The sequence below is a fragment of the Georgenia ruanii genome, assembly GCF_009193175.1.
In the GTDB taxonomy this organism is placed as follows: Bacteria; Actinomycetota; Actinomycetes; order Actinomycetales; family Actinomycetaceae; genus Georgenia; species Georgenia ruanii.
In genome coordinates this window covers 211,559-235,039 of the sequence record NZ_VUKE01000005.1, presented here as the reverse complement: position 1 = coordinate 235,039, position 23,481 = coordinate 211,559, and the positions used below count along the sequence as shown (strand labels likewise).

The following is a 23,481-nucleotide window of genomic DNA, read 5'->3' as shown; positions in this document are numbered from 1 at the left end:
CCCCGACCCGCCCCACCCGAAACGGACCCGCCTCGAACAACCCCTCGCCGCTCACTCCCCGATTCTCCCGCCGACAAGCCCATCAATAGCGGACCACCCCTGGCGTGTTACTGACCCACGCTCCTAGGTGCGCCGTCGCACCTCATCGGGATCCTCGATCGCAACCTGGTCGAGCAGGGCCCTGTAGCGTCCGGCTTCCGCGTGGTCGATCGGGCCGATGGCGCTCTCCCAGGGGATCGGACATGGCGGCGCGTGGTCCGGATCGGGACACAGGAGCCGATGGACCCGCTCGAGCAGGGCATGGGCCTGCTGCTCAGTGGCCCAGATCCCGAACCGGAGCTCCCAGCCGCGTCGGTCACCTGCCATGCCGCCTCCCCGCGTCTCGACGTGATGGCCCTCGGCAAACGTGACAGGGCCATCCCTGGATCGCCAGAAGAATTCACGCCTGCTCGCTAAGGGGGCCGGCGGCAGGGGAGTGAAACCAGTCCGGGCCGACTTCCTGGTGGCCCCCCATCCTTGGCCGACGTCGCTCGGGCCGGAGGGGAGTCAGCGGAGGAAACCGGCTGCTGGGGGCAATCGCCACCTTCTCCATGGCAGCACCCGCAGCGCTTCAATCTCGCACTGCACGGGGCAAGACTCGGCACACACATCCCCGACCCACACCTCGACGCGGTCACCGGGCTCAAGATCTGACGCCTCGATCCGTGCATCGCGCTGACCTCGAACGATGGGTGGACGGCCGCTCAGCAGGATCACGCCCTCGAAGTAGCTGTCGCTCGACTCGATCAGGGCCGCGTCGCCCGGACGGCTCCCCAAGCGGACGACCCCGGTGGCATCCGGTTCCCGGGCCGGAACACCCCCGGGGATCGCGCAGCCCGGGAGCAGGATCAGGAACGCGAGTGCGACGGTGGAGGCGGCCAGGGTGCTTATACCTTGCATGATCCACGAGCGGCGAGCCGAAGAGGCGCGGTGCGGCGGGGTGAGCAGCACATGCAGCAGCGTCGTCGGCTCGGGCAGCATGGTCACGCGGTCGATCCCCGCGGGCGTCCCCGCGGCCGGGGTGCCCGCGCGCGTCGTCCGCCCCATCGCCGCCGCGGACGAGGACCCACACCCGTTCTCACAGGTCGGCGATGCGCAAATTGCTGCGCCACTATGCGCGCCTACGGGGGAGTACCGGCACCTACCGCGCGGCCCTACCTTGACTCCATGAGCACCTGCAGGCCTTCGAGCGTCGCGTTGGTGCTGCTCCTGTCTGCATGCAGCATGGCCCGACCCGCGGACACTGCTGGGGACCGGCGTGCGGCACCCACCATCGAGATATCGAACGGGGGATCCCGCTTCGGGCTCACAGCGTGGTCCGCCTGTATCAACGATGCGTTCGGAGGGTCCTGCTGGGACGGCGCCCCACCCGCCGATCCCGTTGACGTCGGCGTCGTCATGGACCAGATCCACGTGATGTCTGGAAAAGACGGCTGGCACTGGCAGGCAATGGCACGCCAGGCATCTGCCAACCCGGAAGCTGGGCTCGGAACGGGAGACGAATTACCAGTCGAGCACTCGAACGGCGGACTGCCACCTTCGGCATTCCGCCGGGAGGGCCATACTTTGTGGACCTGATGGGCCGGGGCCCGGGCGGTGATGCTTCCTATACTTTCGTCGCCAGCGGCCCATGACGGTCGTGCGGGCCGGGGCGTCTTGATTCTTTCCCATTGTCCGATCGGCGTATTCCCACTGAGGGCGCAGGAATAGGCATACCTATGTTTGTCGTGCATCCGGGTTTAGTTGAGCAAGCCGGAGCCGTCCGGCGCCTCCTCGAGCGGGGCAGGGGAGTGGTCGCCGTGAACACCGGCTTCAGCCACAGGGGCGCTCGAGCTCCCAGGCCCACAGCACCGTCGGGGTGGAGGGGGTGAGCCGGGAGCTGGCTGAGTAACCTCATGCCAATGGACGAGCCTCGCAAGATCCGCATGCGGCGTCGGGACGACGTCACCGCAACTGAACTCGTTGGCGGCGTGGAGAAGCGCGAGCTGTTCCTCGCCGAGTACGACCCGACATGGGCGAGCCAGTACGCCGTGCATGAGGCTCGTGTACGGGATGCGGTTGGGGGCGCCGCGGTCGCAGTCGAGCACATCGGATCTACGTCGGTCCCTGGTCTCGCTGCCAAGCCGATCATCGACATCCTGGTCACGGTGACCGACATCACCGCGGAAGAGGATTACCTCGAACCGTTGGTCGCATCAGGTTATGTGCTGCGCGTTCGCGAGCCGGGCCATCGAATGGTTCGTACCGAGCAGCGCGACGTGCACATCCACATCCTCGAGCTCGACGACCCAGCAGCTGGCGACTACCTACTCCTGCGAGACCACCTGCGGACCGACCGGGCAGACCGCAAGCTCTACGAGTCCACCAAGCGGGATCTGACGAGACGCGATTGGCCCGACATGAACGCCTACGCCGATGCGAAGACTGCGGTCATCGAAAAGATCAAGGGACACGCCCGTTCTCGGCTCGCCACGAGGTAGTTCGCTCAGGGCGCCAGGACGCTCGCCAGGACGCATCGCCGCCGATCAGGCGGGTCCTCGCTGAGTTCTCGCAGTTGGACGTGGCGAAACGGTGCTTGTCGTTTCGGGTGGGGCGGCGACAGTCCTCGCATCTGTTTCGCTCTCGTCGACTGGTAGAGCCGGATATCAACGAGGCGGGAGTCGACCTGCTGGCGCGCCCTGGTCATGAGCATCTCGTCATGGCGAGGAACGAGAAGCCTCGGAGGGCATGGGGGTGGCTCGCCGGAGGGCTGGTGACCGTCGTAGTCGTACCAGCCGCGGCCTTCGGCTATGAGGCTGCCGATTGCGTGGACTACGCGATCGACTTCCCAGCGGAGAGCTACTGCACCTCGGGACCGGCGGTCGGCGTCGCCGCTGCGCGGCTGCTCAGCGCGGGCGCGCTCGTCTTCGCCGTCTATTGTCAAGGGACAGTGAGAACTGCCCAGGGGCGGTCGTGAGACCTGCCCGGTGGCGGTCATGAGATCTGCCCGGTGATGGCCATGGGATCTGCCCAGTGTTGGCCATCACCGGCCTGGGGTGTCAGGCCAAGGGACTCACCCCGCGACCGGACAGGGCCTGGGACAGGCGGACGGACTCGCCGGTGGTCTGGCAGACGTGGGCGTGGTGCAGGAGCCGGTCGACGGTCGCGGTGGCGATGGTCTTGGGCATGAGCTCGTCGAAGGCGGCCGGGTGGAGGTTGGAGCTGATCGCGATGGCTCGTTTCTCGTACGCGGCGTCGACGAGGCGGTAGAGGCCCTCGGCGGCGTCGGTGGCGACCGGGAGCAGGCCGATGTCGTCGACGATGATCAGGTCGGCGCGTAGCACTCGGGCGATGGCCTTGGTGACGGTGTCGTCGGCGCGGTGGCGGCGCAGGAGGGCGCCGAGGTCTTCGAGGGTGAACCAGGAGACCTTCAGGCCTTGCTCGACGGCGTGGTGGCCGAGGGCCTCGAGCAGGAAGGTCTTGCCGGTGCCCGAGGGTCCGCAGAGGACGAGGTTCTCCTTGCGGGTTACCCACTCCAGGGTGCGCAGGGCCTGCTGGGTCGGGACCGGGATCGAGGACAAGGCCGGGTCCCAGGCCTCGAACGTCTTCCCGGTGGGGAACCCCGCCGCGGTGCGGCGGGTGGCCAGGGCGGCACGCTCGCGGCCGGCGGCCTCCTCGGTGAACAGGGCGCGGAGCACCTCGACGGGTTCCCAGCGTTGCGCCTTGGCGGTGGCCACGACCTCGGGGGCGTGGCGGCGGATGTGCGGCAGGCGCAGGCGCCGCAGGAGCGCTTCGAGGTCCTCGGGCAGCGGCGGGGCGGACGGGACGCCGAGGGCCGGGACGGTCTTCTCCGGCGTCGTGGTGGTGGTCATCGAGCCGTCTCCTTCTCCCCGGTACCGGCATCGGTGGCGGGTGGTGGTTGTTGGCCGAGGGCGGCCCAGGCCGAGGTGCCCTGCGTCAGGGAGCGGTCCTCTGCGGCTCGGTGAACCTTGCCGACCTCGCCGCCGGCGTGGTGGCCCAGGATGGAGGGCAGGTCGGCCTCGGCGAAGCGGCCGTGGACCGCGGCGTGGCCGAGGGCCCAGTCGACCTCGGTGGGCCCGAAGAGCTTGGCCAGGGACACCGCCTCGGCCATCTTCACCCGCATCTTGCCCGTGCCGGCCGCGGCAGCCTCGGTCAGCCACAGCCGCGCCCCGTCGCCCAGGGCGAGAAACTCCGCCTCCGCGGCGCTCTTCGCCCGCGGCTGCCGTGCCAGGGCGCCCGCCGGGGCGGGCGGGAAGTGGGCGTCATCGAGCCGTGGGGACCCCGGGGTGGCGCGCGGGTGGCGGGCGACCTCGACCGGGCCGGCGTCACCGAGGTGGACGATGACGACCCGCTCAGTCGGCGCCGGTCCCGTGGGTGCGGACCCAGACGGTTTCGCCCAGCAGGTGGTGTGGCACGGAGTACTGGCCCGACTCGAAGGAGACCATCGGGGTGTTGACGGGAATCTGCCGGGTGGTGCCGAAGGCGATGGTGTGCGGCGCCTGCGGCAGGGCGTGCAACCGCGCTTGCTCCTCGGCCAGCATCTCGGCCGGCGCCCGCCGGGTGACGCGGTGGACCCGGGCGTTGACCTGCTCGCCGAACGCCGCGCAGGCCGCCTCGAGCTCGGCGAAGGAGCCATAGCCAGGGAGCAGGTTGGTGTCCTTGGGCACCAGGTCGGCCTTGGCGAGCTTGACCGTGTTCTCCGTCCCGCCCTTGCTCGCCGGGTCGACCGGCTCACACGTGAGCACCGTGACCCCGTAGTGGCGGGCGAAGGCGACCATCTGCGGGTTACGCACCGCCATCCCGGCGACGTGCTCGACGGTGACGGTCTTCTCGTTGTCGGTCAGCACGTACGTCGGTGCCCCGCCCAGGCGGCGGAAGACCTGGTCCAGGGCGGCGAACACGCTCGGGGCGGTCCGGTCCCGGATCGCCAGCACGACCCGGAACCGCGACCAGGCCAGCCAGGCGCAGAACAGCACGGTCTTGGCCCCGTCGATCACCGGCCCGTCGCCGAAGTCGTACTGCAACCACAGGCCGGGCTCGGTGATCCAGGGCCGGTGGACCCTCGTGTGGCCGAGCCGGTAGGCCTTCTTCACCGCCGCGACCGCCCGGCGGGTCGTGCGCTCTGAGCCGGTGAAGCCCGCGGCGAGGAGCTTTTCGTGGGCGACGTCCGCGCGGACCTTCCCGCGAGACTTCTCCACCCACTCCTCGACCTTGGGCAAGAACTCATCGATCAGCTGCGGGCGCGCGGCGGGCTTGTCCGTCAGCCGCCCCGCGTCACGGGCGGCGACGTAGCGGGCGACGGTGTGGTGGGAGACCCCGGCGAGCTCGCCGGCGTCCCGATACGAACCTGTCAGATCGAACGCTTCGAGAATTTCCATGATCTCCTCGGCAGACTTCACGTTGTCCCTCCTCGGGGCGATGGGCGCTTCAGCACCGCCATCGCACCCGAGGAGGGGCCCACAACCGCGTCAGCGCGGCAGGGCAGGAATGTCGTGTCGGGCAGATCCCATGGCCGTCAGCGGGCAGTTTTCATGTCCGCCACCGGGCAGCTATCTGGCCGCCTCCGGGCAGTTTCTCGTGGCCGCCGACAGTCTATGCCGTCCGTCGCTGGCTGTGGCGCGGCCGCCACCGCACGCAGAGCAAGTGAGCATCGCTCGGCAGCGAGAGTTGTTGCATGTGCTGCTCCCGTACCTACCGATTACCTAGACTGGTAGAGCCGGATATTCGGGAGACGGGAGTTACCCCGTCTTCGAAACCCAACATGAACCAGGTAGAGCGGCCTTTCAACCCCTACGGTGCTCGCATGTCGATCATCGTCTCCGCTCCGGCCAATCTCATCGTCGCGACCAGCGATGGCATCGATGTGCGCTTCGCGGGTGTCGATCTCGACACTGACGTCATGCCGAGCCCGACCTACCGCGGTGGTGGCAAGGGCATACGGATCAGCTTCGAGGGCGTTCGCGGGCCGGAGACTCAGGAGCGCGACGTTGCCTTCCTCAGAGCCCGCGCCGCGTGGGTCGACCGGACGAAGGCGCATGGCGAGGAGGCGGCCGGCGACATGCCGACGATGCCGGGGGACTTGGCCCTTTCGCCCGTGAAGGCCATCGTCGTTGACGACATGGGCACTGAATACCGGCTGGAATCCGGTCGGGTTGCCGGGGACGGTACCGAATGGTCCGCGTCGTGGGTCTATGTGCCGGAACCGCCTGTCGGTGCTCAGAGGCTGCAGCTGCAGCACGCTCAATGACCAGCCGACCGGCAACGTGTGCGAGATACGGCTCGCCTAAGGCCAGGCGCCCTCGGATCTCACTCGCTCTGGTTGACGGCTAGGGCGGATATCAACTGAGCGGGAGTGACTTCAACGCGGCCCGAAGTGGCGCTGCGCTCGGCTTGGAGCCGGCCGAAAGGCCGGGCCCGCGGGGTGCGGCCTCCCGGCAGGAATTAGTCGGCTGATTTCCCCCTTAGCCACTCTGTGGCTTTTCGCATCTCGTCGCCTCTTAGGGTGGTCACGTCTGGGTTGATCGGTGCGTCGAGAGCGAGACCGTGTGGCGGGCGCATGTATCCGACCGAGATGACGATGAAGGCTTCGTCTGGAAGTGGCACGACGTCGTTGGCCGTGGTGAATCCGCCTGTGGGCTGGCCGAACGAGCGTGTGTTCGGCTGAGTCATCAGTGCGAACAGGGTCCCTTCCGCCGCGCTGGCTGTGAACCCTGACTGGAGGACAGTGATCGGTAGAGCCTGTTCGACGTGGAGGTCGAGAAGGCCTGACGTATAGGGGTCGCCATTCCAAACCAAGTAATCCCGCAGGCTGCTCTTGGTCACCGGATCGACCTTCCCGTCCGGGTAGGCCACCTCGAGCAGGTCCCCGGCGTTCAGCAGAGGCGACAGCGCGAGGAGCATGGGGGCAAAACCTCCGCCCGTATTCGCGGTGAGATCGATGATCCACCCACGCGTCACCTCATGCTGGTGCGACATGATCCCGGCGAGCGCGTCGTGCACGTAGATACTGAAAAGCCGTTGATCAAGGGCGGTTACGGCGGGGATGGTGATGATTCCTATGCCGTCTTCCACGCGAACCGTCGGTGCGATGAACTCGGACGTACTGGTGCCCAAGGCTGCGATGAAGCCGTCCTCTGTCGGCGGCTCGAAGCGGCTGTGGTTACCGCCGGCCGTCCTCGTCAGGATGGAGATGATCCGGTACAGGTCCTGCGGTTCGGCCGCATTGGCGGCCTCCCGCGACGCGGCACTTAGAACGTCCTGCCATTGCTCGCCCTCGGCGTAGATGCCTTGCTCGAGCACCGGCAGAACTTCGGCAAGATACTCGCGGGCATCCTGGCGGGGCGCGCTGTTAGTCGCTACCAATGCTGCTGACATGGCACATGCAGCGACCGCAATTGGAATCAGTCGTCTTTGCCCGCCAGTCATCAGTCTAATTCTACGGGCTTTTGGCGTCAGGTGCGGGAGTTGACGATGACGCTCAGATCGACGGGAGCCGGGAGTTCTTGCATCTGCTGCAACTCCCGTTGGTTACCGGTAAGGCGACGTATTCGAGGGTGACGAGTAGCCGGCCGGCCGCACGCGTGCCCGTGCAACTGAGGCTTCGGAGCGACCTGGCGTTGGACTACCAGGGGTTGAGGACGACGGAGCCGTACGGCGCTTCCTCGAGCGGGGGCAGGGGAGTTGATGACGCTCAGATGAATCTCCCCAGACCTGCTCACTGAAATTCCCCACCCGTGTGGCTCCGCCGACGACGGCGGGGCCCCCTCGACGATGGCGGTCTCTGACCACCAGCCATCACCTCGAGGGAGCCCCACGTCATGCTGACACGGGAGGACGACATCGACGCGCACGCGTTGCACCGCCAGGGCTGGACGATCTCCGCGATCGCCCGGCACCTGGGCCGTGACCGCAAGACCATCCGCGCCTACCTCGCCGGCGACCGCGAGCCGGGCGTGCGTAAGCGCACCACCGCGGACCCGTTCGAGCCGTTCGTGGAGTACTGCCGCCGGCGCCTGGCCGAGGACCCGCACCTGTGGGCGACAACGTTGTTCGATGAGGTGGTCGAGCTCGGCTACACCGGGTCGTATCCGACCTTCACCCGGCAGCTGCGCACGAGGGCGCTGCGCCCGAAGTGCGAGGCGTGCCGGCCCACGAAGGGTCGCCCGGTGGCGGTGATCGAGCACCCTGCCGGGGAGGAGACCCAGTGGGACTGGGTCGAGCTGCCCGACCCGCCGAAGTCGTGGGGATGGGGCAAGAACGCCCACCTCCTCGTCGGCGTGCTGGCCCACTCCGGCAGGTGGCGCGGGGTGCTGCTGGAGTCGGAGGAGCAGGCCCACCTGATCGCCGGGATCGACCGCATCACCCGCGCCCTGGGCGGGGTGAGCCGGTCCTGGCGGTTCGACCGGATGGCCACCGTGTGCCACCCCCCGACCGGGAGGGTCACCGCGACCTTTGCCGCCGTGGCGAAGCACTACGGGGTCCAGGTTTCGATCTGCCCGCCGCGGCGCGGGAACCGCAAGGGCGTGGTGGAGAAGGCCGTCCACGTCGCCGCGCAGCGGTTCTGGCGCACCCTGCCCGACGAGGTCACGATCGAGGATGCCCAGGCGCGGCTGGACAAGTGGTGCCAGGCCCGCGGCGACACCCGCCTGCGGGCCACCGCAGATGGGCGGTCCTCGGTGGCCACCGTCGCCGCCGCCGAGCCGCTCGCCCCGGTCCCCGCCGCGCCGTTCCCCGCGACGGTGACCGTGACGCGGAGGGTCTCTGCGCAGGCGCTGGTGGCCTACGCCGGGAACTTCTACTCCGTCCCGCCCGAGCTCGCCCGCACCACCGTGACCGTGTCCGTGCGGCTCGGCGCCGGACACCTCGACATCGCCCCCGCCGGCAAGGACGAGGGCGCCGCCGCGGTCGTGGTGGCGCGGCACCGCCTCGCCGCCCCCGGCGCCGGGGTGATGGTCCGCGACCACGGCCACGTCACCGCGCTGAACACCGAGGCGATGAAGGCCGCCACCTCCCAGGTCCCGCACCGGAGCAAGGTCCGCATCCCGCCCGGCCCGGCCGCCCTGGCCGCCGCCGAGAAGCTCCGCACCACCCAGACCACTGCCGCCGGTGCCGAGGCCGGCGCGGTGGTCATCGACCTGTCCCGCTACGCCCAAGCTGCCGAAGGAAGGAACACCCTGACATGACCACCACGACCACGACCGAGCCGATGAGCCCCTCCCAGGCCTCGCTCTACCAGCAGCTCCGCGGCCACCTCGCCGCCCTGAAGCTCACCGCCGCAGCCGAGCACCTGCCCGCCGTCCTGGACCAGGCCACCGCCGAGGGCCTCACGGTCACCGCCGCGCTCGAGCGCCTCCTCGCCCTCGAGGTCGAGGACACCGAGGCCCGCCGCCTCGCCGGCCGGCTCCGGTTCGCCTCCCTGCCCTCCCCGGCCACCCTCGAGAGCTTCGACCTCGACGCCGCCCCTGGCCTGGACCCGGCCCTGATCAACGAGCTCGCCACCTGCCGCTACCTCGAGACCGCCACCAACGTCCTGCTCGTCGGCCCGCCCGGGGTCGGCAAGACCCACCTCGCCGTCGGGCTCGCCCGCAAGGCCGCCGAGGCCGGCTACCGCACCTACTTCACCACCGCCGCGGACCTGGCCGCCCGATGCCACAAGGCCGCCATCGAGGGCCGCTGGGCCTACACCATGCGCTTCTTCGCCGGCCCCACCCTGCTCGTCATCGACGAGCTGGGCTACCTCCCGCTACCCGCCGAGGCCGCCTCCGCGCTCTTCCAGGTCGTCTCCCAGCGGTACCTGAAGACCTCGATCATCCTCACGACCAACCGGGGCGTCGCCTCCTGGGGCGAGGTCCTCGGCGACACCACCGTCGCCGCCGCCATGCTCGACCGGCTCCTGCACCGCTCCGTCGTGCTCAACCTCGACGGCGACTCCTACCGCCTCCGCGCCCACCACGCCGCCACCGACACCCTCCGCCGAGCCACCACCGGCACCGCACGACCGCTACAGTGACACCCGCCTCCGGGTGGGGAATTTCAACGAGCACCCCTGGGGAAGATCAGCGAGCGGCATCAGAGTGGCCGCGGTGAACACCGGCTTCAGCCACAGGGTGCGCTCGAACTCCCACGCCCACAGGGTCGTTGTGGTGCCAGCGGCGCCCACCGGCACGTAGATGCTGGTGAGCATGCCCGCCAACGTCAGATGCACGCCGTCCCAGTCTGCAGCGACGGCGCTCCAGGTCGGTGCGAGTCCGTGATCGACGCCCGCGGCATCCAGCAGCTGCTCGCTCGCCCCCCGGTATGAGTCCGGGTCCCCGTATCGCATCACGAGGCCGTGCCAGTCCTCCGGGCGGTTGATCTCGTAGACCCGCGCGTCGTCGGACACGCGCAGTCGCGTCTGCTTCACCGGGTAGTCGGGGAACCAGTCTCCAGGCCCATAGGCGAGCCCGGCATGGGCACCGGAGATGACGGTTTCGCCGGGAGCCACGGGTAGTTCGGTAGAGGTCTCAACTCGGTGTTCCGGCTTCTGCGCGTAGATCTCCCAACCAGTTACCGGCCCAGTCGGGGTGCCGACACGCATGGGATCGACTCGGTCGTCATCGGTGAGGTGGAGTTGGCGGGAGCGGCTCCCAGGAGCCGACCACCAAGCGTTCCGGGAATCGTTGATGACGGTGTCGACGAAGGGGCGCAGCGGCTTCACCAGCTCCAGCGCGCGGGCTCGACGCGCAGCCGGCCGATCATCGCTCCCGGACCACGGATTGAGCTCGTCGAACGCCGTGGACGCCAGGACCGACGCGGTGGCGGGATTGGCCAGGTCATTTGCACCGAGTCCGGCACGGTTGGCAAGGACGAACATCAGCGCGGCCACCGGGGCACGCAAGAAGTCGGCGACATCGGGCACGAAGACATACTGGCACCGCGCCAGCCCACCGACGCCAGTCATGAGCGCGCCGGGACCGACACTCTCATGTGTTCTGGCTCGTCCTGGTTCCGATCCGATAATGTGCATTATGTCAGACCATAGTCTGCGTATCTCATCCGATGCATCATTGCCGGGGCGGCTCGCCCTCCCCTCTGCCGCTCCCCTCGATGGTCGGCTGACGCCCCGCTGACCTGCGGTTTTGCTGTGGCGTGACCTCGTGTAGCCAGCCGGCGGCGTGGGCATGGCCCCACGTTGACGACGGTCATTGCGTGGCGTGGCGCAACGCGCTGACCTGCAGTGTTGCGGCAATGATGCATCTGATGAAGCATTGATGCATCTGCTGATACAGGAATCGGGGTTCGCGTGGCGGTCGATGAGGCGGGTCGGGTGCGGCTGGTGGGCTCGGTCCCCCTGCTCCATCCGGAGCAGCAGACGGTCGAGGAAATGCTCGACGGCTGGCGCAACCAGCAGCTGTCCCGGAACCTGCAGTTCGGCACCATCGACCAGCGCATCCGCTACGTCCGACGCTTCATCGACCACGTCAACGAGTTCCCTTGGAAGTGGACGCCGGCGATGGTCGAGGAGTACTTCGCCGACCTGCGCTCCGTCAGACGACTGAGCCACTCCACGCTGCGGGGCCAGCAGTCCGCGCTGCGCCACTTCACCTCCTACATCGCCAACCCGGACTACGGCTGGGACCGGGTCTGCGAGCAGCTCTTCGGCACCCACCCGGCCCAGGTCTTCTTCGAGTGGAACACCGCTCCCCACGTTCAGGAGTACGAGGGCCGGCCCAGCAAGCGGCCCTACACCCGACAGGAGCTGCAGCGGCTGTTCGACCACGCCGACGACGAGGTCGCGCGCATCGCCGCCTCCGGTCGGAAGGGCTGGCAGCCGGCCTACCGCGACTCCGTCATGCTCAAGGTCGCCTACTCTTATGGGCTGCGGTTCAACGAGCTGCGCCACCTGCAGACGGTCGACTTCGCCACCAACCCTCACGCCCGGCGCTTCGGGCGGTACGGGGTGTGCAAGGTGCGCTACGGCAAGTCCCGCCGCGCCTCCCCGCACAAGCCCCGCAGCGTCCTGACCGTCTTCTCCTGGACCCCCGGCATCCTCGAGGACTGGCTGGCCAACGGCCGCGGCGCGCTCGAGACGAACGACCTGTTCCCCAGCGAACGCGGCGGCCTGGTCTCGGAGTCGACGCTGATCCGGCGGCTGCGCCGCTACTGCGAGGAGCTCGACCTGCCGGACGGGCTCGACCTGCACTCCCTGCGGCGTTCCTACGCCACCCACCTGCTCGAGGACGGCTGGGACCCGATGTTCGTCCAGCACCAGATGGGCCACGAGCATGCCTCGACCACCGGGATCTACCAGTTCGTCAGCTCCGACTTCCGCAACGCCACCCTCAAGGCCGCGCTGGAGCGCACCGTCGGCGAGGCCGTCGGCACCCCGGGAGGATCCTCATGAGACGCACGGTCGACTACACCTGGCGCCTGGCCGAGCTGATGGCCGCTCGCGGCCTGCACAGCACCACCGACCTGATCCCCCTGCTCGCCGAACGCGGCGTCGAGCTCTCCCGCCCACAGGTCTACCGGCTGGTCAACCAACGTCCGGAACGCGTCTCCTTGCAGTTCATCGCCGCGATCTGCGACATCTTCGGCTGCGGCCCCGAGGACCTCATCACCGTCACCGCCGCCGACGCCCGGAAGAGGAAGACCGGCACCTCCCCGGCGCCGAACGTCGTCGACCTGGCCCGCGCGGCCAGGCCCCGCCGCGCCCGAGTGATCGACGATGACCATTGAGCAGCCGGCCGGGCTCACGCCCCGGTCAACCACCCGCGGCCGGCCCCGCACCACCGGCGCAGTCACCTGCGCCCGCTGCCACCGCGCCGCCGGCAAGGCCCGCACCCAGTGGCCCGAGGGACCCATCTGCGGGACCTGCTTCTACCGGGCCACCCGCACCCGCGGCACCTGCCCCACCTGCGGCGAGGACCGACTGCTCCCCGGTCCTCCCACCGACGGCGGCGCGCCGACGTGCGGACCCTGCGCCGGCATCGCCCAGGACTTCCACTGCACCCGGTGCGGGCACGAGGGCGAGTTCTACCGCCGCGGCGGTCTCTGCGCCCGCTGCGCCCTGCGCGAGGACCTCACCGCCGAACTCGTCACCCCAGCGGCGGAACCAGACCTCATGCGACGGCTGGTCGACGCACTCTGTGCCTCGGAGAGACCAGAGAGCATCTTCACCTGGAAGCGCTCGACCAAGGTCCACGCTCTCCTCCGCTCCCTCGCCACCGGCCAGACACCCATGACGCACGAGGGGCTCGACACACAGGGGCACGGCCACCACGTCGAGCACCTCCGCGCCCTGCTCGTCCACCACCGCCTGCTCCCCCACCGCGACCCCTACCTCGCGCGCTTCGAGACCTGGATCCGGGACAAGCTCGCCCCGCTGCCGCGCCACGTCGCCCAACCGGTCGAGCAGTTCGCCACCTGGCACCACCTCAACCGCATCCGCGACAAGGCCGCCGCCGGGGCTGCCACGCGGGGCCCGGTCCACGCGGCCAAGCAGCAGATCACCGAGACCATCAAGTTCCTCACCTGGCTCGACACCACCCACCAGCGCACCGCGGCGACCTGCACCCAGCAGGACGTCGACGCCTATCTCGCCCCCGGTCCCACGACCCGACACCTCATCCGCACCTTCTTCGTCTTCGCCAAGAAGACCCGCATCAATACGCGCATCGAGATCGGGCACCGCAAGGCGCGCACCAGCCCCTCACTGACCCAGGACCAGCGGCTGGCCTGGCTCGCTGAGCTGCTCACCGGAACGAGCGAGTCCCTCCCTTACCGCGCCGCCGGCATCCTCCTGCTGCTCTACGCCCAACCCCTCGTCCGGGTCGCCGCCCTCCGCGCCAGCGACCTCTCGGCCCGGGACAACCAGCTCTATGTCGCCCTGGGTAAGCACGCCACACCCGTGCCGGCTCCGTTCGCCGACCTGCTGCGCGACCACCTCAACAACCGGCCGAACCTCAACACAGCCGCCGGACCCGACAGCCCCTGGCTCTTCCCGAGCACACGTGCCGGCGGCCACCTCCACCCCGACACGCTCATGCACAGGCTCCGTGACCTCGGCGTCAACCTTCTCGGCGCCCGCAACCGCGCCCTCGCCGACCTGGTCACCGAGGTCCCACCGCCAGTCGTCGCCGACGCCCTCGGCTACAGCCACCAAGTCGCCTTCAAACACGCCCAAGAAGCGGCTGAGTCCTGGGCCCGTTACGCGGGACGCCGCGCGCCCAGTTACGAACCGCAGTAGCGGCGTCGGAATCAGAGACCAGGTCAACGCACGAAGCGCACCTCAACGAGGTTGTCGATGTCCTTGTCCACCTTCTCGGCACCATCCATGGTGAAACCGTTGCGGCGATAGAAGGCCTGCGCTCGAGGATTATCGCGGGCGACCCAAAGTTGGGCGCGTTCTTGGCCGATGGCAGCGTCGAGAAGCGCCTGCGCAACACCGCTGCCGTAGTAGGGCGAGATGACATAGAGCGTACGGAGCTCGAGGTCGCGAGCCGGGTTCTGCTCCCGGCTCTTGCCTGCGAGCCCCACCCCGACGATCCGTCCCTCAGCCTCGCCAACGAACAACCGCAGCGATGGTTCACCTTGGCCCAGCAGGCTGCGCCAAGACTTCTTGCGCCTCTGGAGCGCCGCATCGTCGTAGAACTCCTCGGGGAGAAGCTGTCCATAGGCTTCCCGCCACCCACGGTTATGTACCTCAGCCACGCCGTCCGCGTCATCGACACTCGGCTCACGGATAGCGAACGTGCCACTCATGGAGCCGACAGTACGGAAATCACCTCCGGCGAACTAGGAAGGCGGCATCCTCGGCTCTCCCCACTCATCGTCACACCTCGAATCCGACGAATGCTGATACGCAGGGGTGCCAGTAATGGCCGACCTCGGTTGGTTGAGTCGCTCGCGACCTCCGCCCCTCCTCCGCGGACCCGTGAGGCGGGAGGTCCGTCATGTCGCGCGGCCTGGCTTGCGCGGAACCGCGATATCGATCGCGCCGCCGTTACTACCCAGCCAGGGACGCAGCTCCCTGCGTAGCCACGCGTGGTTGACGCTCGACTAGGCCCGCTGCACCCGGAATAGCTAACTTCCGGGTTCCTGATGGCGGCGCTCACGTCACCCTGGATGACCCTCCCCGGGACGGCCGTGCGATGGCCCCGACCTGCAGGTTGCAGCCCGTAGTCGCGCCATGCGGTGCGCGGGTCTCGGTCAGCCCAGCTCGGCGTGGCGGCGAGGATCGGCCGCGTACTCTGACCAGCCACCCACATAGAGGCGGCCGAGACCGAGTCCTGCTTGCTCAAGAGTGAGGAGGTTGTGGCACGCCGTGACGCCGGAACCGCAGTAGGAGATGACGGTGGTGGCGTCCTCGACCCTTGCGTTCGCGAACGCTGCTCGAATCTCGGCGATCGGGCGCAGGCGTCCGTCAGGGCTGAGGTTCTGACGACACGGAACGTTCACGGCGCCGGGGATGTGGCCGGCTTGGGGGTCAGTGGGCAGCTGGTGCCTGCCGTCGAAGCGGTCGGCGTTGCGGGCGTCGATGACGATGCCGGCCCCTGCCGTGATGTCCTCGAGCTCGGCTATGCGGGCCCGGGGCCATGGAGACGGCGTGAAGGTCGCCGGCGTCGGCTCCGCGGGATTCGTTTCCAGCGGCCCCCTCCATGCGCCGAGGCCGCCGTCGAGAAGTGCCGCCCGGCGTCCGAGCGCTCGTAGCATCCACACGAGCCGCGCGGCGATGACTCCCCCGGCATCGTCGTAGGCGACGACGGTCGTGTCGTCGCCAATGCCCAGGGAGGACATTCCGTGTGCAAACACCTCTGGGTCAGGAAGCGGGTTCAGTCCGCGTGATCCGGAACTTGCCGACAGCGATGCGTCGAGGTCGGCGAACACTGCACCCGGAAGATGGCCATCGTCGTATGCGGCACGTCCTGACGCGCCGTCGAGATACCACCGAGCGTCCGCGGTGACAACGTCGCTCCCCCGCGCTTCGAGCCACTCCACATCAACGAAAGGCGGAAGGTCTTGGCACATTCGGCCGTCGTCCATACGGTGCACAATAGACCCGGTGTCCACATGGTGAGCAACACCATCGCACTATGTGAGACGCGGAGTTCGCTCAGCTAGCCCCGCCGGCCGCAGCTCGGGTCCGACCGCGGCCCCGCGATTTCGATGCTTGGCCGGTGCGGACACCGATCCCGAATCCGGCGCCCAGAGAAGCCCGCTGAAGCGCCCCGATCTCGACCGCATCAGGGCACTTCGACTGGTGGCGTCCTTGTGCTGGACGCCGATGGCCGTCCGGCCAGGCGCCTGCGGGTCCGCCGACGATGGTGATCGTCGGCGGGCCCGCAGGAAGGCGGCGATACCTGATCACAGAGCTGGCAGAACACGTCGGCTTCGCCTGGGTGCTGTGCCGCCCGCCCGCTTCCGAACGACGTACGAAGCCCGTTAACGGGACGAGTATGTCGCGGACCCTCCAGGCGTCGCCGGGACCGCCAGCGGACGCAGGCCACAGGCCGCGGCATACTCCTCCGAGCGGATACCGAGGGCGACGTTCGTCCGTGCGCTCAGGTTCATGAAACCGACCCTGGCGGTCAGTTCAACCAGCGCCGCCGCCCCGAGAGCTTCGAGCAACGCCGCCGACATCGCGTCCGTGACGGTCGGCGGCGTCTGGCACATCGCCGCGGCGTACTCCATGACCTGTCGCTCGAGCGGCGTGAAGACGTCGGACTCCCGCCACCGCGGGACCTCACGCGCCTTGACCTCGTCGAGGCCCTTGTTGTGGGTCATGAAGTATCCGAAGTCCAGGCAGAAGCTGCAGCCGATCTCGGATGCGGCCGCCATCGTCGCAAAGGACGCCAGGTTGCGGTCGAGACGGTCCCACTTCTCCGTCCGTCCGCCGACCCGCATCATGTCCTTGAAGACGGCGGGATGGTGCCACATCACCTCGGCGCCTGCCGGCACGTCGCCGAGCATCTTGCGCATCCCCAGCTTGAGCAGCAGGCCGTAGACGCCGGTGAGGTCGGTGCGTGGAACGCGGGTGTCGCTGGTCATGATCGCCTCCAGTTGTCGGTGGGTTCGACACCAAGACGAATCACGACGATGGATTGTGACAGTCCCGAGCCGGTCGAAGCGCCAGCTCACGCGATGCCGGCGCTGGGCCCGCTGCGGCCGCGGTCCCGGCGTGGTCACTGGCGGTCAGAATCGGCCCGTGGGAGCGCCACGCCCACACGTACGCGCAGAGGCACCGTCTGGACGAGATATGGGCGGCGGCGGAGGCAGTCAGTCCACGCCGTCTACGGTTCCTTCTCCCTGGAGCAGATGCGTGGCTCCCGCTGGCCGCGAGCGCGCGGACGCATCGCCGCCGGGAGATTCCCGGCTATCCGATGTCGAGAACCCGCGCCCCGCTCCGTCCCAGGGTGAACGCGGCCCACAATGGGCCGTACCGCACGAAGGAGTGAACACGATGGCCAAGTACCTACTGCTGAAGCACTACCGCGGCGCCCCGGCAGCGGTCAACGACGTGCCCATGGACCAGTGGACGCCGGAGGAGGTCGCCGCCCACATCCAGTACATGAACGACTTCGCGGCCCGGCTCGAGTCGACCGGCGAGTTCGTCGACGGACAGGCCCTCTCCCCCGAGGGCACGTTCGTCCGCTACGACGGCGAGGGCCGGCCGCCGGTCACCGACGGCCCGTTCCCGGAGACCAAGGATCTCATCGCCGGCTGGATGGTCATCGACGTCGACAGCTACGAGCGTGCGCTTGAGCTGGCGGGCGAGCTGTCCGCCGCCCCGGGCGCCGGTGGCAAGCCGATCCACGAGTGGCTCGAGCTGCGTCCCTTCCTCATGGCCCCGCCGACCGTCACGGAGTGACCTGAGTGGACGAGGCCCACCTGCGAACCCTCAGCCCCGAGGTGATCGCTGTCCTCGTCCGCCGCGGAGCCGACTTCGCGGCGGCCGAGGACGCCGTGCAGGACAGCCTCATCGAGGCCCTCCGCGTCTGGCCGGACGCCCCTCCCCGGGACCCCAAGGGCTGGCTCGTCGCCGTCGCCTGGCGCAAGTTCCTCGACGCGGCCCGCGCCGACGCCACCCGCCGTCGGCGCGAAGCGCGCGTCGAGGCCGAGCCTCTGCCGGGTCCCGCCGCGGAGATGGACGACACCCTGTGGCTGTACTTCCTGTGCGCCCACCCGGCCCTCACACCGGCCTCGGCCGTCGCCCTCACCCTGCGCGCCGTCGGCGGGCTCACCACCCGGCAGATCGCCCAGGCCTACCTCGTGCCCGAGGCGACCATGGCGCAGCGCATCAGCCGCGCCAAGCGGACCGTCGCCGGCGTCCGCCTCGGCCGGCCCGGTGACGTTGCCACGGTGCTGCGCGTGCTCTACCTCGTCTTCAACGAGGGGTACTCCGGCGACGTCGACCTCGCCGCCGAGGCCATCCGGCTCACCCGCCAGCTGGCCGCGCACATCGAGCACGAGGAGGTGGCCGGGCTGCTGGCCCTCATGCTGCTCCATCACGCGCGCCGCCCGGCCCGCACCCGCGCGGACGGCGGCCTGGTCCCCCTCGTCGAGCAGGACCGCAGCCTGTGGGACACCGGCTTGATCGCCGAGGGCGTCGACGTGCTCCAACGGGCCCTGGCCCGGGACCGGCTCGGTGAGTTCCAGGCCCAGGCCGCCGTCGCCGCGCTCCACGCCGACGCCCGGAGCGCGGAGGAGACCGACTGGGTGCAGATCGTCGAGTGGTACGACGAGCTGGTGCGGCTCACGGGCAGTCCCGTGGCGCGGCTCAACCGGGCGGTCGCCGTCGGCGAGGCCGACGGCCCGCAGGCCGGCCTGGCGGCCCTGGCGGGGCTGGACCCCGCCCTGCCCCGCCGAGCGGCCGCCGCGGCCTACCTGCACGAGCGTGCCGGCGACGCGGCGACGGCGGCGCGGCTCTACGCCGAGGCGGCCCGGCTCGCGCCGAACCTCCCCGAGCGCGACCACCTCACCCTCCAGGCCGCCCGGCTCAACGCGGTGCTCCGCGGCTGAGTGACACCTGCGCCCACGCCTGCCCAGGGCGGTCCCGGCGGGACGATCGAGCGCCCCGCCGGCCAGGCGACATCCCGCAGGCACACCCGATGTCACACCCGGGCCGGCTGTCTCGTCCTGATGGCGACCAGCGAGAAACGAGAAACGAGATCGGGAGGGTGACGAGATGCGAGTGTTCGTGGCAGGCGGGTCCGGGGTCCTCGGACGGCGGCTGGTGCCTCAGCTGGTGGCGCGGGGCCATGAGGTCACGGCGACGACGACGAGCCCGACCAAGCTGGGGCTGCTGCGGCAGCTGGGTGCGGAGGGTGTGGTGATGGACGGGCTGGACGCTGCCTCGGTCGGCGAGCTGGTGGCCGCGGCCCGGCCGGACGTGATCGTCAACCAGATGACGGCGCTGTCCGCGGCCCACGCGGGCAAGCCGAACCTGCGGAGGGCCGACCGCTTCTTCGCCCTCACCAACCGCCTCCGCACGGAGGGCATCGACAACCTCTTGGCGGCGGCGGAGGCGACCGGCGTCGCCCATGTCATCACGCATGGCCACGCCAGCATGAACGGGGTGCGCACCGGCGGATGGGTCAAGAGCGAGGAGGATCCGCTCGAGGTGGTGGAGGGCACGACGGCGATCAACCACCTCGAGGATGCGGTGGCGGGCGCCGGTGGCACGGTGCTGCGCTACGGCGGGTTCTACGGACCCGGCGCCAACGACGACCAGGTCGCCATGGTGCGCAAGGGGCTGTTGCCACTGGTCGGCGACGGCACCGGCTACTTTTCGTGGGTGCACCTCGACGACGCGGCGAGCGCGACCGCCCTGGCGGTGGAGAAGGAAGCGAGGGGCGTGTTCAACGTCGTCGACGACGACCCGGCCCCGGTCAGCGAATGGCTGCCCTACCTGGCGCAGTGCGCCGGGGCGCGGCCGCCGCGGCGGGTGCCGGCCTGGCTGGCCCGGTTGCTGGCCGGGAAGATGGCGGTCGAGATGATGACCGAGGGGCGCGCCTTCTCGAACGCCAAGGCCAAGCGGGAGCTGGGCTGGACGTTGCGCTACCCCTCGTGGCGGCAGGGTTTCCGGGCGGAGCTGGCGTGAGCCGCGCCGAGGAGTTCGAGGAGCTGCGGCCGCTGCTGTTCGCGATCGCTTATCGGATCCTCGGCAGCGTCAGCGAGGCTGAGGACGCGGTGCAGGAGACGTGGCTGCGCTACTACGCCGTCGTGACGCCGCCGATCTCGACCAAGGCCTACCTCTCGGCTGTCGTCACCCGGATCGCCATCGACGTGCTGCGCTCAGCCCGCCACCGGCGCGAGCACTACGTCGGCCGGTGGTTCCCCGAGCCGTTGCTGGCCGACCCGTACGAGGACCCCGCCCGGTCGGCCGAGCTGGCCGACTCGGTGTCGATGGCGGCGTTGTTGCTGCTCGAACGGCTGAGCCCGCTCGAGCGGGCGGTGTTCGTGCTGCGGGAGGTGTTCGGGTTCGGCTTTCCCGAGGTCGCCGCTGTGGTGGGCCGGTCCGAGACGGCGTGCCGCAAGCTCGCGGAGCGGGCCCGGCGACACATGGACGAGGGCCGCCCCCGGTTCGAGGCGGACCGCCGGGCACGTGAGGAGCTGGCGGCCCGGTTCTTCGACGCGTTGCGGGTGGGCGACGTCGACGGGCTGCGTGAGCTGCTCGCGGCCGACGTGCAGCTGGTCGGCGACGGCGGGGGCAAGGCCCCGATGTGGGGCAGCGGCATCTTCGGCGCCGAGAAGGTGGTCAGGGTGCTCGCCGGGACCGTCCCCGGCTTCCTCCGGATCGGCGGGGGGCTCCAGCCGCACACGATCAACGGCCAGCCGGGCGCCATCGTGCGCGACGGCGGCGGCAAGGTGGTCGCCACCTTGTCGCTCGAGGTGCTCGACGGACGCATCCAGGCGATCCGCGGGGTCGTCAATCCCGACAAGCTCGGGCACCTCGGCCCGGTGGCCGACGCCTGGGCCGTCAACCGCGAGGCGAACCGGGCGCGCCGGCTCACCGATTGAGCAGGCCCGTCGCTGCGGTGCCCACGCCGTGCTGTCGAGTGGGTGCGGCACCCCGGCCGGGTCCGCCTACCAGCGCCCGGACACCCCGCCGCGCGGCGCCCATAGCGTGCACGGCCGCGTCGACCCCCGCCGCACCCGGCGGCACCCCGTCACCTCGGGCGGCCAGCACTCCTGTCCGGTCCCCCGGTCCACCACCGTCGCGACCGTGACGTCCCAGCCGCGCGCGAAGATGTCGCAGTCGCAGCAGATGCCCTGGCTCAGGAGCCGGCGGCGCAGCCCGTACGCCTGCGGCGCCTGCAGCTGCTGGTACCGGCGCGACCACCGCAGCGTGTGGTCGCAGCCGAACTCGGCCACCATCCGGTTGGCGAAGCACATGAGGCACTCCCCCAGCCGCGGCGCGGTCAGTGACTCCGCCAGGCCCGCCAGCTCCAGCTCCAGCATGTGCACGCCCTCGTCGACCGACATGGCCGTCCCTCCCCGCGCCGCCGCCGAGCCCGTTGCTCGAACGCCTGTGTCAAGAGTGGCGCGGGGCACTGACATCGGGGCGCTCAGGCCAGCGCCCGCTCCACGATGGCGGCGTGGGTCGGGGCGAGGTTCCGCTTGGCGGCCAGGGTGATGCACCGCCGGTCGGCGAACGCCTCGGCGGTCACCTCGTCCCCGCGGTGCACGGGCATGGCGTGCATGAACAGCACGTCCGCGCCCGCGGCGTCGAGCACGTCGGTGGTGATGCGGTACGGCTCGAAGGTGGTGCGCCGCCGGCCGGGCTTGCGCGCCGCCCGCGGCCAGGCGTCGGTGTAGACGACGTCGGTGCCGGCCAGCCCCTCGGTCAGGTCGTGGGTGACGGTCACACTGCCGCGCGGGCGTCGCTCGTCGAGCGCGTCGAGGAAGTCCTCCGCCAGGGAGTGCCCGGGCGGGCACACCTGGCGCACCTGCAGCTCGAACCCGACGGTGAGCTCGCACCACGAGCGCAGCACGTTGGAGTCCTCGCCGACGAAGGTGAGCACGACGTCGTCGATCGGCCCGCGGCGCTCGAGGACGCTGAACGCCTCCGAGAAGACCTCGACCGGGTGTCCCCGGTCGGTCATCGCGTTGATGACGGGCACCTGGCACGCCTCCGCCAGGGCGAGGACGTCGGTGTGCTCCGGCGCGCGCACGACGACGGCGTCCACCGCGTCGGAGAGGATCGCCGCGGTGTCGGCGATGGGCTCGCGCTCGCCCAGCACCAGCGGCAGGTCGACGCGGTGGGCGCCCACCGCGTCGATGGCGGTGTCGTAGGCGAGGCGGGTGCGCAGGGCGGGACCGTCGAAGATGGTCGCCACCCTGCGGTCGGCGAAGCGCTCGCGGCGGCGGGAGCGCTGCTCCTTCCAGCCGGCAGACGCGAGCCACAGTCGCTCGATCTCGGTACGGGGGAGGTCGAGGAGCGAGAGCAGGGTCCGGGCGTGCGGCACCGGAGCAACCTACCGCAGCCCCCGTCCGGTTCTCAGGCCGGGGCGGGCCGGGCTCGACCGGGCCCAGCCCCGAGGGTCTGCACCCTGGCGCGCAGGGCCGGGGCTCAGGCCCGTTCGGCGCGCGCGACCACCCGCGCCGGGCTGGAGTGCCACAGCCACGCGATGCCGAGCAGCGGCAGCACGGCCGGCACGTAGCCGTAGCCGCTGCCGTAGCGCGACCACACGGTGTCGTGCGGGAACAGCTCCGGGTGCCACAGGCTCAGCGTGCCGACGGTGAGGACCCCGACGAGCTCGAAGACGACGGCGATCCAGCCCACCCGGCGCATGCGGCGGCCGTTGTGCGCCAGCGCGACGGTGGCGACGATGTAGACCACGCCGGCCAGGGCCGAGAGGGAGTAGGCCAGCGGCGCCTCGGCGGCGTTCCGCAGGAGCTGCACGCTGGCGCGGGCGGAGGCGGCCACGGCGAAGATGCCGTAGACCAGGATGAGGACCCGCCCCAGGCCGTACGCCGGCCGCCGGGTGTCCGTCGTCGGCGTCGTGACCAGCCGGTCGGTCGTCTGCTCGCCCATGTGCTCCCCGTCCTCGTCCTTCGCGCTCACGCCGTCCACACCTGCCAGACCCGGGCCTGCATGGCGAGCAACGCCACGCAGGCGACGAGCAGCACCACCGAGCTCCACCGCGTCCGGTCCGCGAACGCCCACGCCGCCGCCACCGGCAGCAGGAAGAGCGCGGTGACGACGTAGCCCCAGAACGTCCACGGGTCGGCCGCCTGGTGCCCCTGCGCGTGGCTGACCAGGCCGACCACGACCTGGGCGAGCAGCGCGAGCTCGACGACCGCGCCGGCGAGCAGCTGGCGCAGGATGACGGCGCGGTCGACGATCGTGAACCACAGGGCCCAGATGCCCAGGAGACCGACCAGGACCGCGGTGATGGTGACCGTCAGCTGCACCCCGGGAGATTACCGCCCGGACGGGCGCGGACTAGCATCCGGGGG

Annotated in this window: 24 protein-coding genes and 1 pseudogene; 12 read left to right on the top strand and 13 right to left on the bottom strand. The window is 70.1% G+C overall.

Translation table 11 applies throughout. The features are described 5' to 3' along the window. Positions 1-123 precede the first annotated feature (123 nt). Both GD880_RS07710 and GD880_RS07705 read right to left on the bottom strand, forming a co-directional pair. The gene (locus GD880_RS07710; RefSeq protein WP_152231031.1) at positions 124-366 is read right to left on the bottom strand and encodes a hypothetical protein; all 243 of its coding nucleotides are present in this window, start codon (positions 364-366) and stop codon (positions 124-126) included. Between the two features lie 180 nt (positions 367-546). Beyond that, complete coding sequence (locus GD880_RS07705) at positions 547-1,026, bottom strand: hypothetical protein (protein ID WP_193314404.1); 480 nt, start codon at positions 1,024-1,026, stop codon at positions 547-549. A gap of 914 nt (positions 1,027-1,940) precedes the next feature. Here GD880_RS07705 and GD880_RS07695 point away from each other — a divergent pair. Further along, the gene (locus GD880_RS07695) at positions 1,941-2,519 is read left to right on the top strand and encodes a GrpB family protein (protein WP_152231029.1); all 579 of its coding nucleotides are present in this window, start codon (positions 1,941-1,943) and stop codon (positions 2,517-2,519) included. A gap of 272 nt (positions 2,520-2,791) precedes the next feature. Further along, positions 2,792-2,995 carry a hypothetical protein gene (locus GD880_RS07690; protein WP_152231028.1) on the top strand — a complete coding sequence of 68 codons (204 nt, stop codon included), beginning with the start codon at positions 2,792-2,794 and terminating at the stop codon, positions 2,993-2,995. A gap of 82 nt (positions 2,996-3,077) precedes the next feature. Here the strand turns inward: GD880_RS07690 and istB (GD880_RS07685) are convergent, their stop codons facing one another. Both istB (GD880_RS07685) and istA (GD880_RS07680) read right to left on the bottom strand, forming a co-directional pair. Continuing rightward, positions 3,078-3,890 (bottom strand): IS21-like element helper ATPase IstB, encoded by an 813-nt coding sequence (gene istB / locus GD880_RS07685; protein ID WP_152231027.1) that lies wholly within the window; start codon positions 3,888-3,890, stop codon positions 3,078-3,080. After that, a pseudogene (gene istA, locus GD880_RS07680) lies at positions 3,887-5,438 on the bottom strand (IS21 family transposase). Before istA (GD880_RS07680) ends, istB (GD880_RS07685) begins: the two are co-directional and overlap by 4 nt. 404 nt (positions 5,439-5,842) lie before the next feature. Between istA (GD880_RS07680) and GD880_RS07675 the strand changes: the two are divergent. After that, positions 5,843-6,286 (top strand): hypothetical protein, encoded by a 444-nt coding sequence (locus tag GD880_RS07675; RefSeq protein ID WP_152231026.1) that lies wholly within the window; start codon positions 5,843-5,845, stop codon positions 6,284-6,286. Between the two features lie 194 nt (positions 6,287-6,480). On the opposite strand, the gene GD880_RS07670 is transcribed toward GD880_RS07675, so the two are convergent. Then, a complete protein-coding gene (locus tag GD880_RS07670) occupies positions 6,481-7,464 on the bottom strand; it encodes a S41 family peptidase (protein WP_152231025.1) in 984 nt (327 codons plus the stop codon). 392 nt (positions 7,465-7,856) lie between these two features. Between GD880_RS07670 and istA (GD880_RS07665) the strand changes: the two genes are divergently transcribed. Next, positions 7,857-9,221 (top strand): IS21 family transposase, encoded by a 1,365-nt coding sequence (gene istA, locus GD880_RS07665; RefSeq protein ID WP_152231024.1) that lies wholly within the window; start codon positions 7,857-7,859, stop codon positions 9,219-9,221. Then, positions 9,218-10,048: an IS21-like element helper ATPase IstB gene (gene istB, locus GD880_RS07660; RefSeq protein ID WP_152231023.1), complete on the top strand. Its 831-nt coding sequence runs from the start codon at positions 9,218-9,220 to the stop codon at positions 10,046-10,048. The genes istA (GD880_RS07665) and istB (GD880_RS07660) overlap by 4 nt, the downstream gene beginning before the upstream one ends. On the opposite strand, the gene GD880_RS07655 is transcribed toward istB (GD880_RS07660), so the two are convergent. Further along, entirely contained in the window at positions 10,040-10,936 is an 897-nt protein-coding gene (locus GD880_RS07655; RefSeq protein WP_152231022.1) for a hypothetical protein, read from the bottom strand. The genes istB (GD880_RS07660) and GD880_RS07655 overlap by 9 nt on opposite strands. Before the next feature lie 384 nt (positions 10,937-11,320). On the opposite strand from GD880_RS07655, the gene GD880_RS07650 reads away from it, so the two are divergent. From GD880_RS07650 to GD880_RS07640, 3 genes are read left to right on the top strand one after another with little or no spacing between them, the layout of a single operon-like run. Further along, a complete protein-coding gene (locus GD880_RS07650) occupies positions 11,321-12,421 on the top strand; it encodes a tyrosine-type recombinase/integrase (RefSeq protein WP_152231021.1) in 1,101 nt (366 codons plus the stop codon). Then, positions 12,418-12,756 (top strand): helix-turn-helix domain-containing protein, encoded by a 339-nt coding sequence (locus GD880_RS07645; RefSeq protein ID WP_152231020.1) that lies wholly within the window; start codon positions 12,418-12,420, stop codon positions 12,754-12,756. The genes GD880_RS07650 and GD880_RS07645 overlap by 4 nt, the downstream gene beginning before the upstream one ends. Next, positions 12,746-14,266 (top strand): recombinase XerD, encoded by a 1,521-nt coding sequence (locus GD880_RS07640; RefSeq protein WP_193314403.1) that lies wholly within the window; start codon positions 12,746-12,748, stop codon positions 14,264-14,266. Before GD880_RS07645 ends, GD880_RS07640 begins: the two co-directional genes overlap by 11 nt. 23 nt (positions 14,267-14,289) lie before the next feature. On the opposite strand, the gene GD880_RS07635 is transcribed toward GD880_RS07640, so the two are convergent. From GD880_RS07635 to GD880_RS07625, 3 genes are all read right to left on the bottom strand, one after another. After that, complete coding sequence (locus GD880_RS07635; protein ID WP_152231019.1) at positions 14,290-14,781, bottom strand: GNAT family N-acetyltransferase; 492 nt, start codon at positions 14,779-14,781, stop codon at positions 14,290-14,292. 447 nt (positions 14,782-15,228) lie between these two features. Then, complete coding sequence (locus GD880_RS07630) at positions 15,229-16,062, bottom strand: sulfurtransferase (RefSeq protein ID WP_152231018.1); 834 nt, start codon at positions 16,060-16,062, stop codon at positions 15,229-15,231. 399 nt (positions 16,063-16,461) lie between these two features. Then, complete coding sequence (locus GD880_RS07625; RefSeq protein WP_152231017.1) at positions 16,462-17,067, bottom strand: carboxymuconolactone decarboxylase family protein; 606 nt, start codon at positions 17,065-17,067, stop codon at positions 16,462-16,464. Positions 17,068-17,479: 412 nt separating this feature from the next. Here GD880_RS07625 and GD880_RS07620 point away from each other — a divergent pair, with 412 nt between their 5' ends. The 4 genes from GD880_RS07620 (at position 17,480) to GD880_RS07605 (ending at position 21,039) form a co-directional block, all read left to right on the top strand. Beyond that, entirely contained in the window at positions 17,480-17,887 is a 408-nt protein-coding gene (locus tag GD880_RS07620; protein WP_152231016.1) for a YciI family protein, read from the top strand. 5 nt (positions 17,888-17,892) lie between these two features. Continuing rightward, positions 17,893-19,038 carry an RNA polymerase sigma factor gene (locus tag GD880_RS07615; RefSeq protein ID WP_152231015.1) on the top strand — a complete coding sequence of 382 codons (1,146 nt, stop codon included), beginning with the start codon at positions 17,893-17,895 and terminating at the stop codon, positions 19,036-19,038. A 166-nt stretch (positions 19,039-19,204) separates the two neighbouring features. After that, entirely contained in the window at positions 19,205-20,119 is a 915-nt protein-coding gene (locus GD880_RS07610) for an NAD-dependent epimerase/dehydratase family protein (RefSeq protein WP_152231014.1), read from the top strand. Next, positions 20,116-21,039 (top strand): RNA polymerase sigma-70 factor, encoded by a 924-nt coding sequence (locus GD880_RS07605; protein WP_152231013.1) that lies wholly within the window; start codon positions 20,116-20,118, stop codon positions 21,037-21,039. The genes GD880_RS07610 and GD880_RS07605 overlap by 4 nt, the downstream gene beginning before the upstream one ends. 66 nt (positions 21,040-21,105) lie before the next feature. Here GD880_RS07605 and GD880_RS07600 read toward each other — a convergent pair whose 3' ends face one another. From GD880_RS07600 to GD880_RS07585, 4 genes are all read right to left on the bottom strand, one after another. After that, positions 21,106-21,504: a DUF2695 domain-containing protein gene (locus tag GD880_RS07600; protein ID WP_152231012.1), complete on the bottom strand. Its 399-nt coding sequence runs from the start codon at positions 21,502-21,504 to the stop codon at positions 21,106-21,108. A gap of 83 nt (positions 21,505-21,587) precedes the next feature. Continuing rightward, entirely contained in the window at positions 21,588-22,487 is a 900-nt protein-coding gene (locus GD880_RS07595) for an ornithine carbamoyltransferase (RefSeq protein ID WP_152231011.1), read from the bottom strand. 104 nt (positions 22,488-22,591) lie between these two features. After that, entirely contained in the window at positions 22,592-23,056 is a 465-nt protein-coding gene (locus GD880_RS07590; protein WP_152231055.1) for a hypothetical protein, read from the bottom strand. A 26-nt stretch (positions 23,057-23,082) separates the two neighbouring features. Beyond that, positions 23,083-23,436: a hypothetical protein gene (locus GD880_RS07585; RefSeq protein ID WP_152231010.1), complete on the bottom strand. Its 354-nt coding sequence runs from the start codon at positions 23,434-23,436 to the stop codon at positions 23,083-23,085. Positions 23,437-23,481 lie beyond the last annotated feature (45 nt).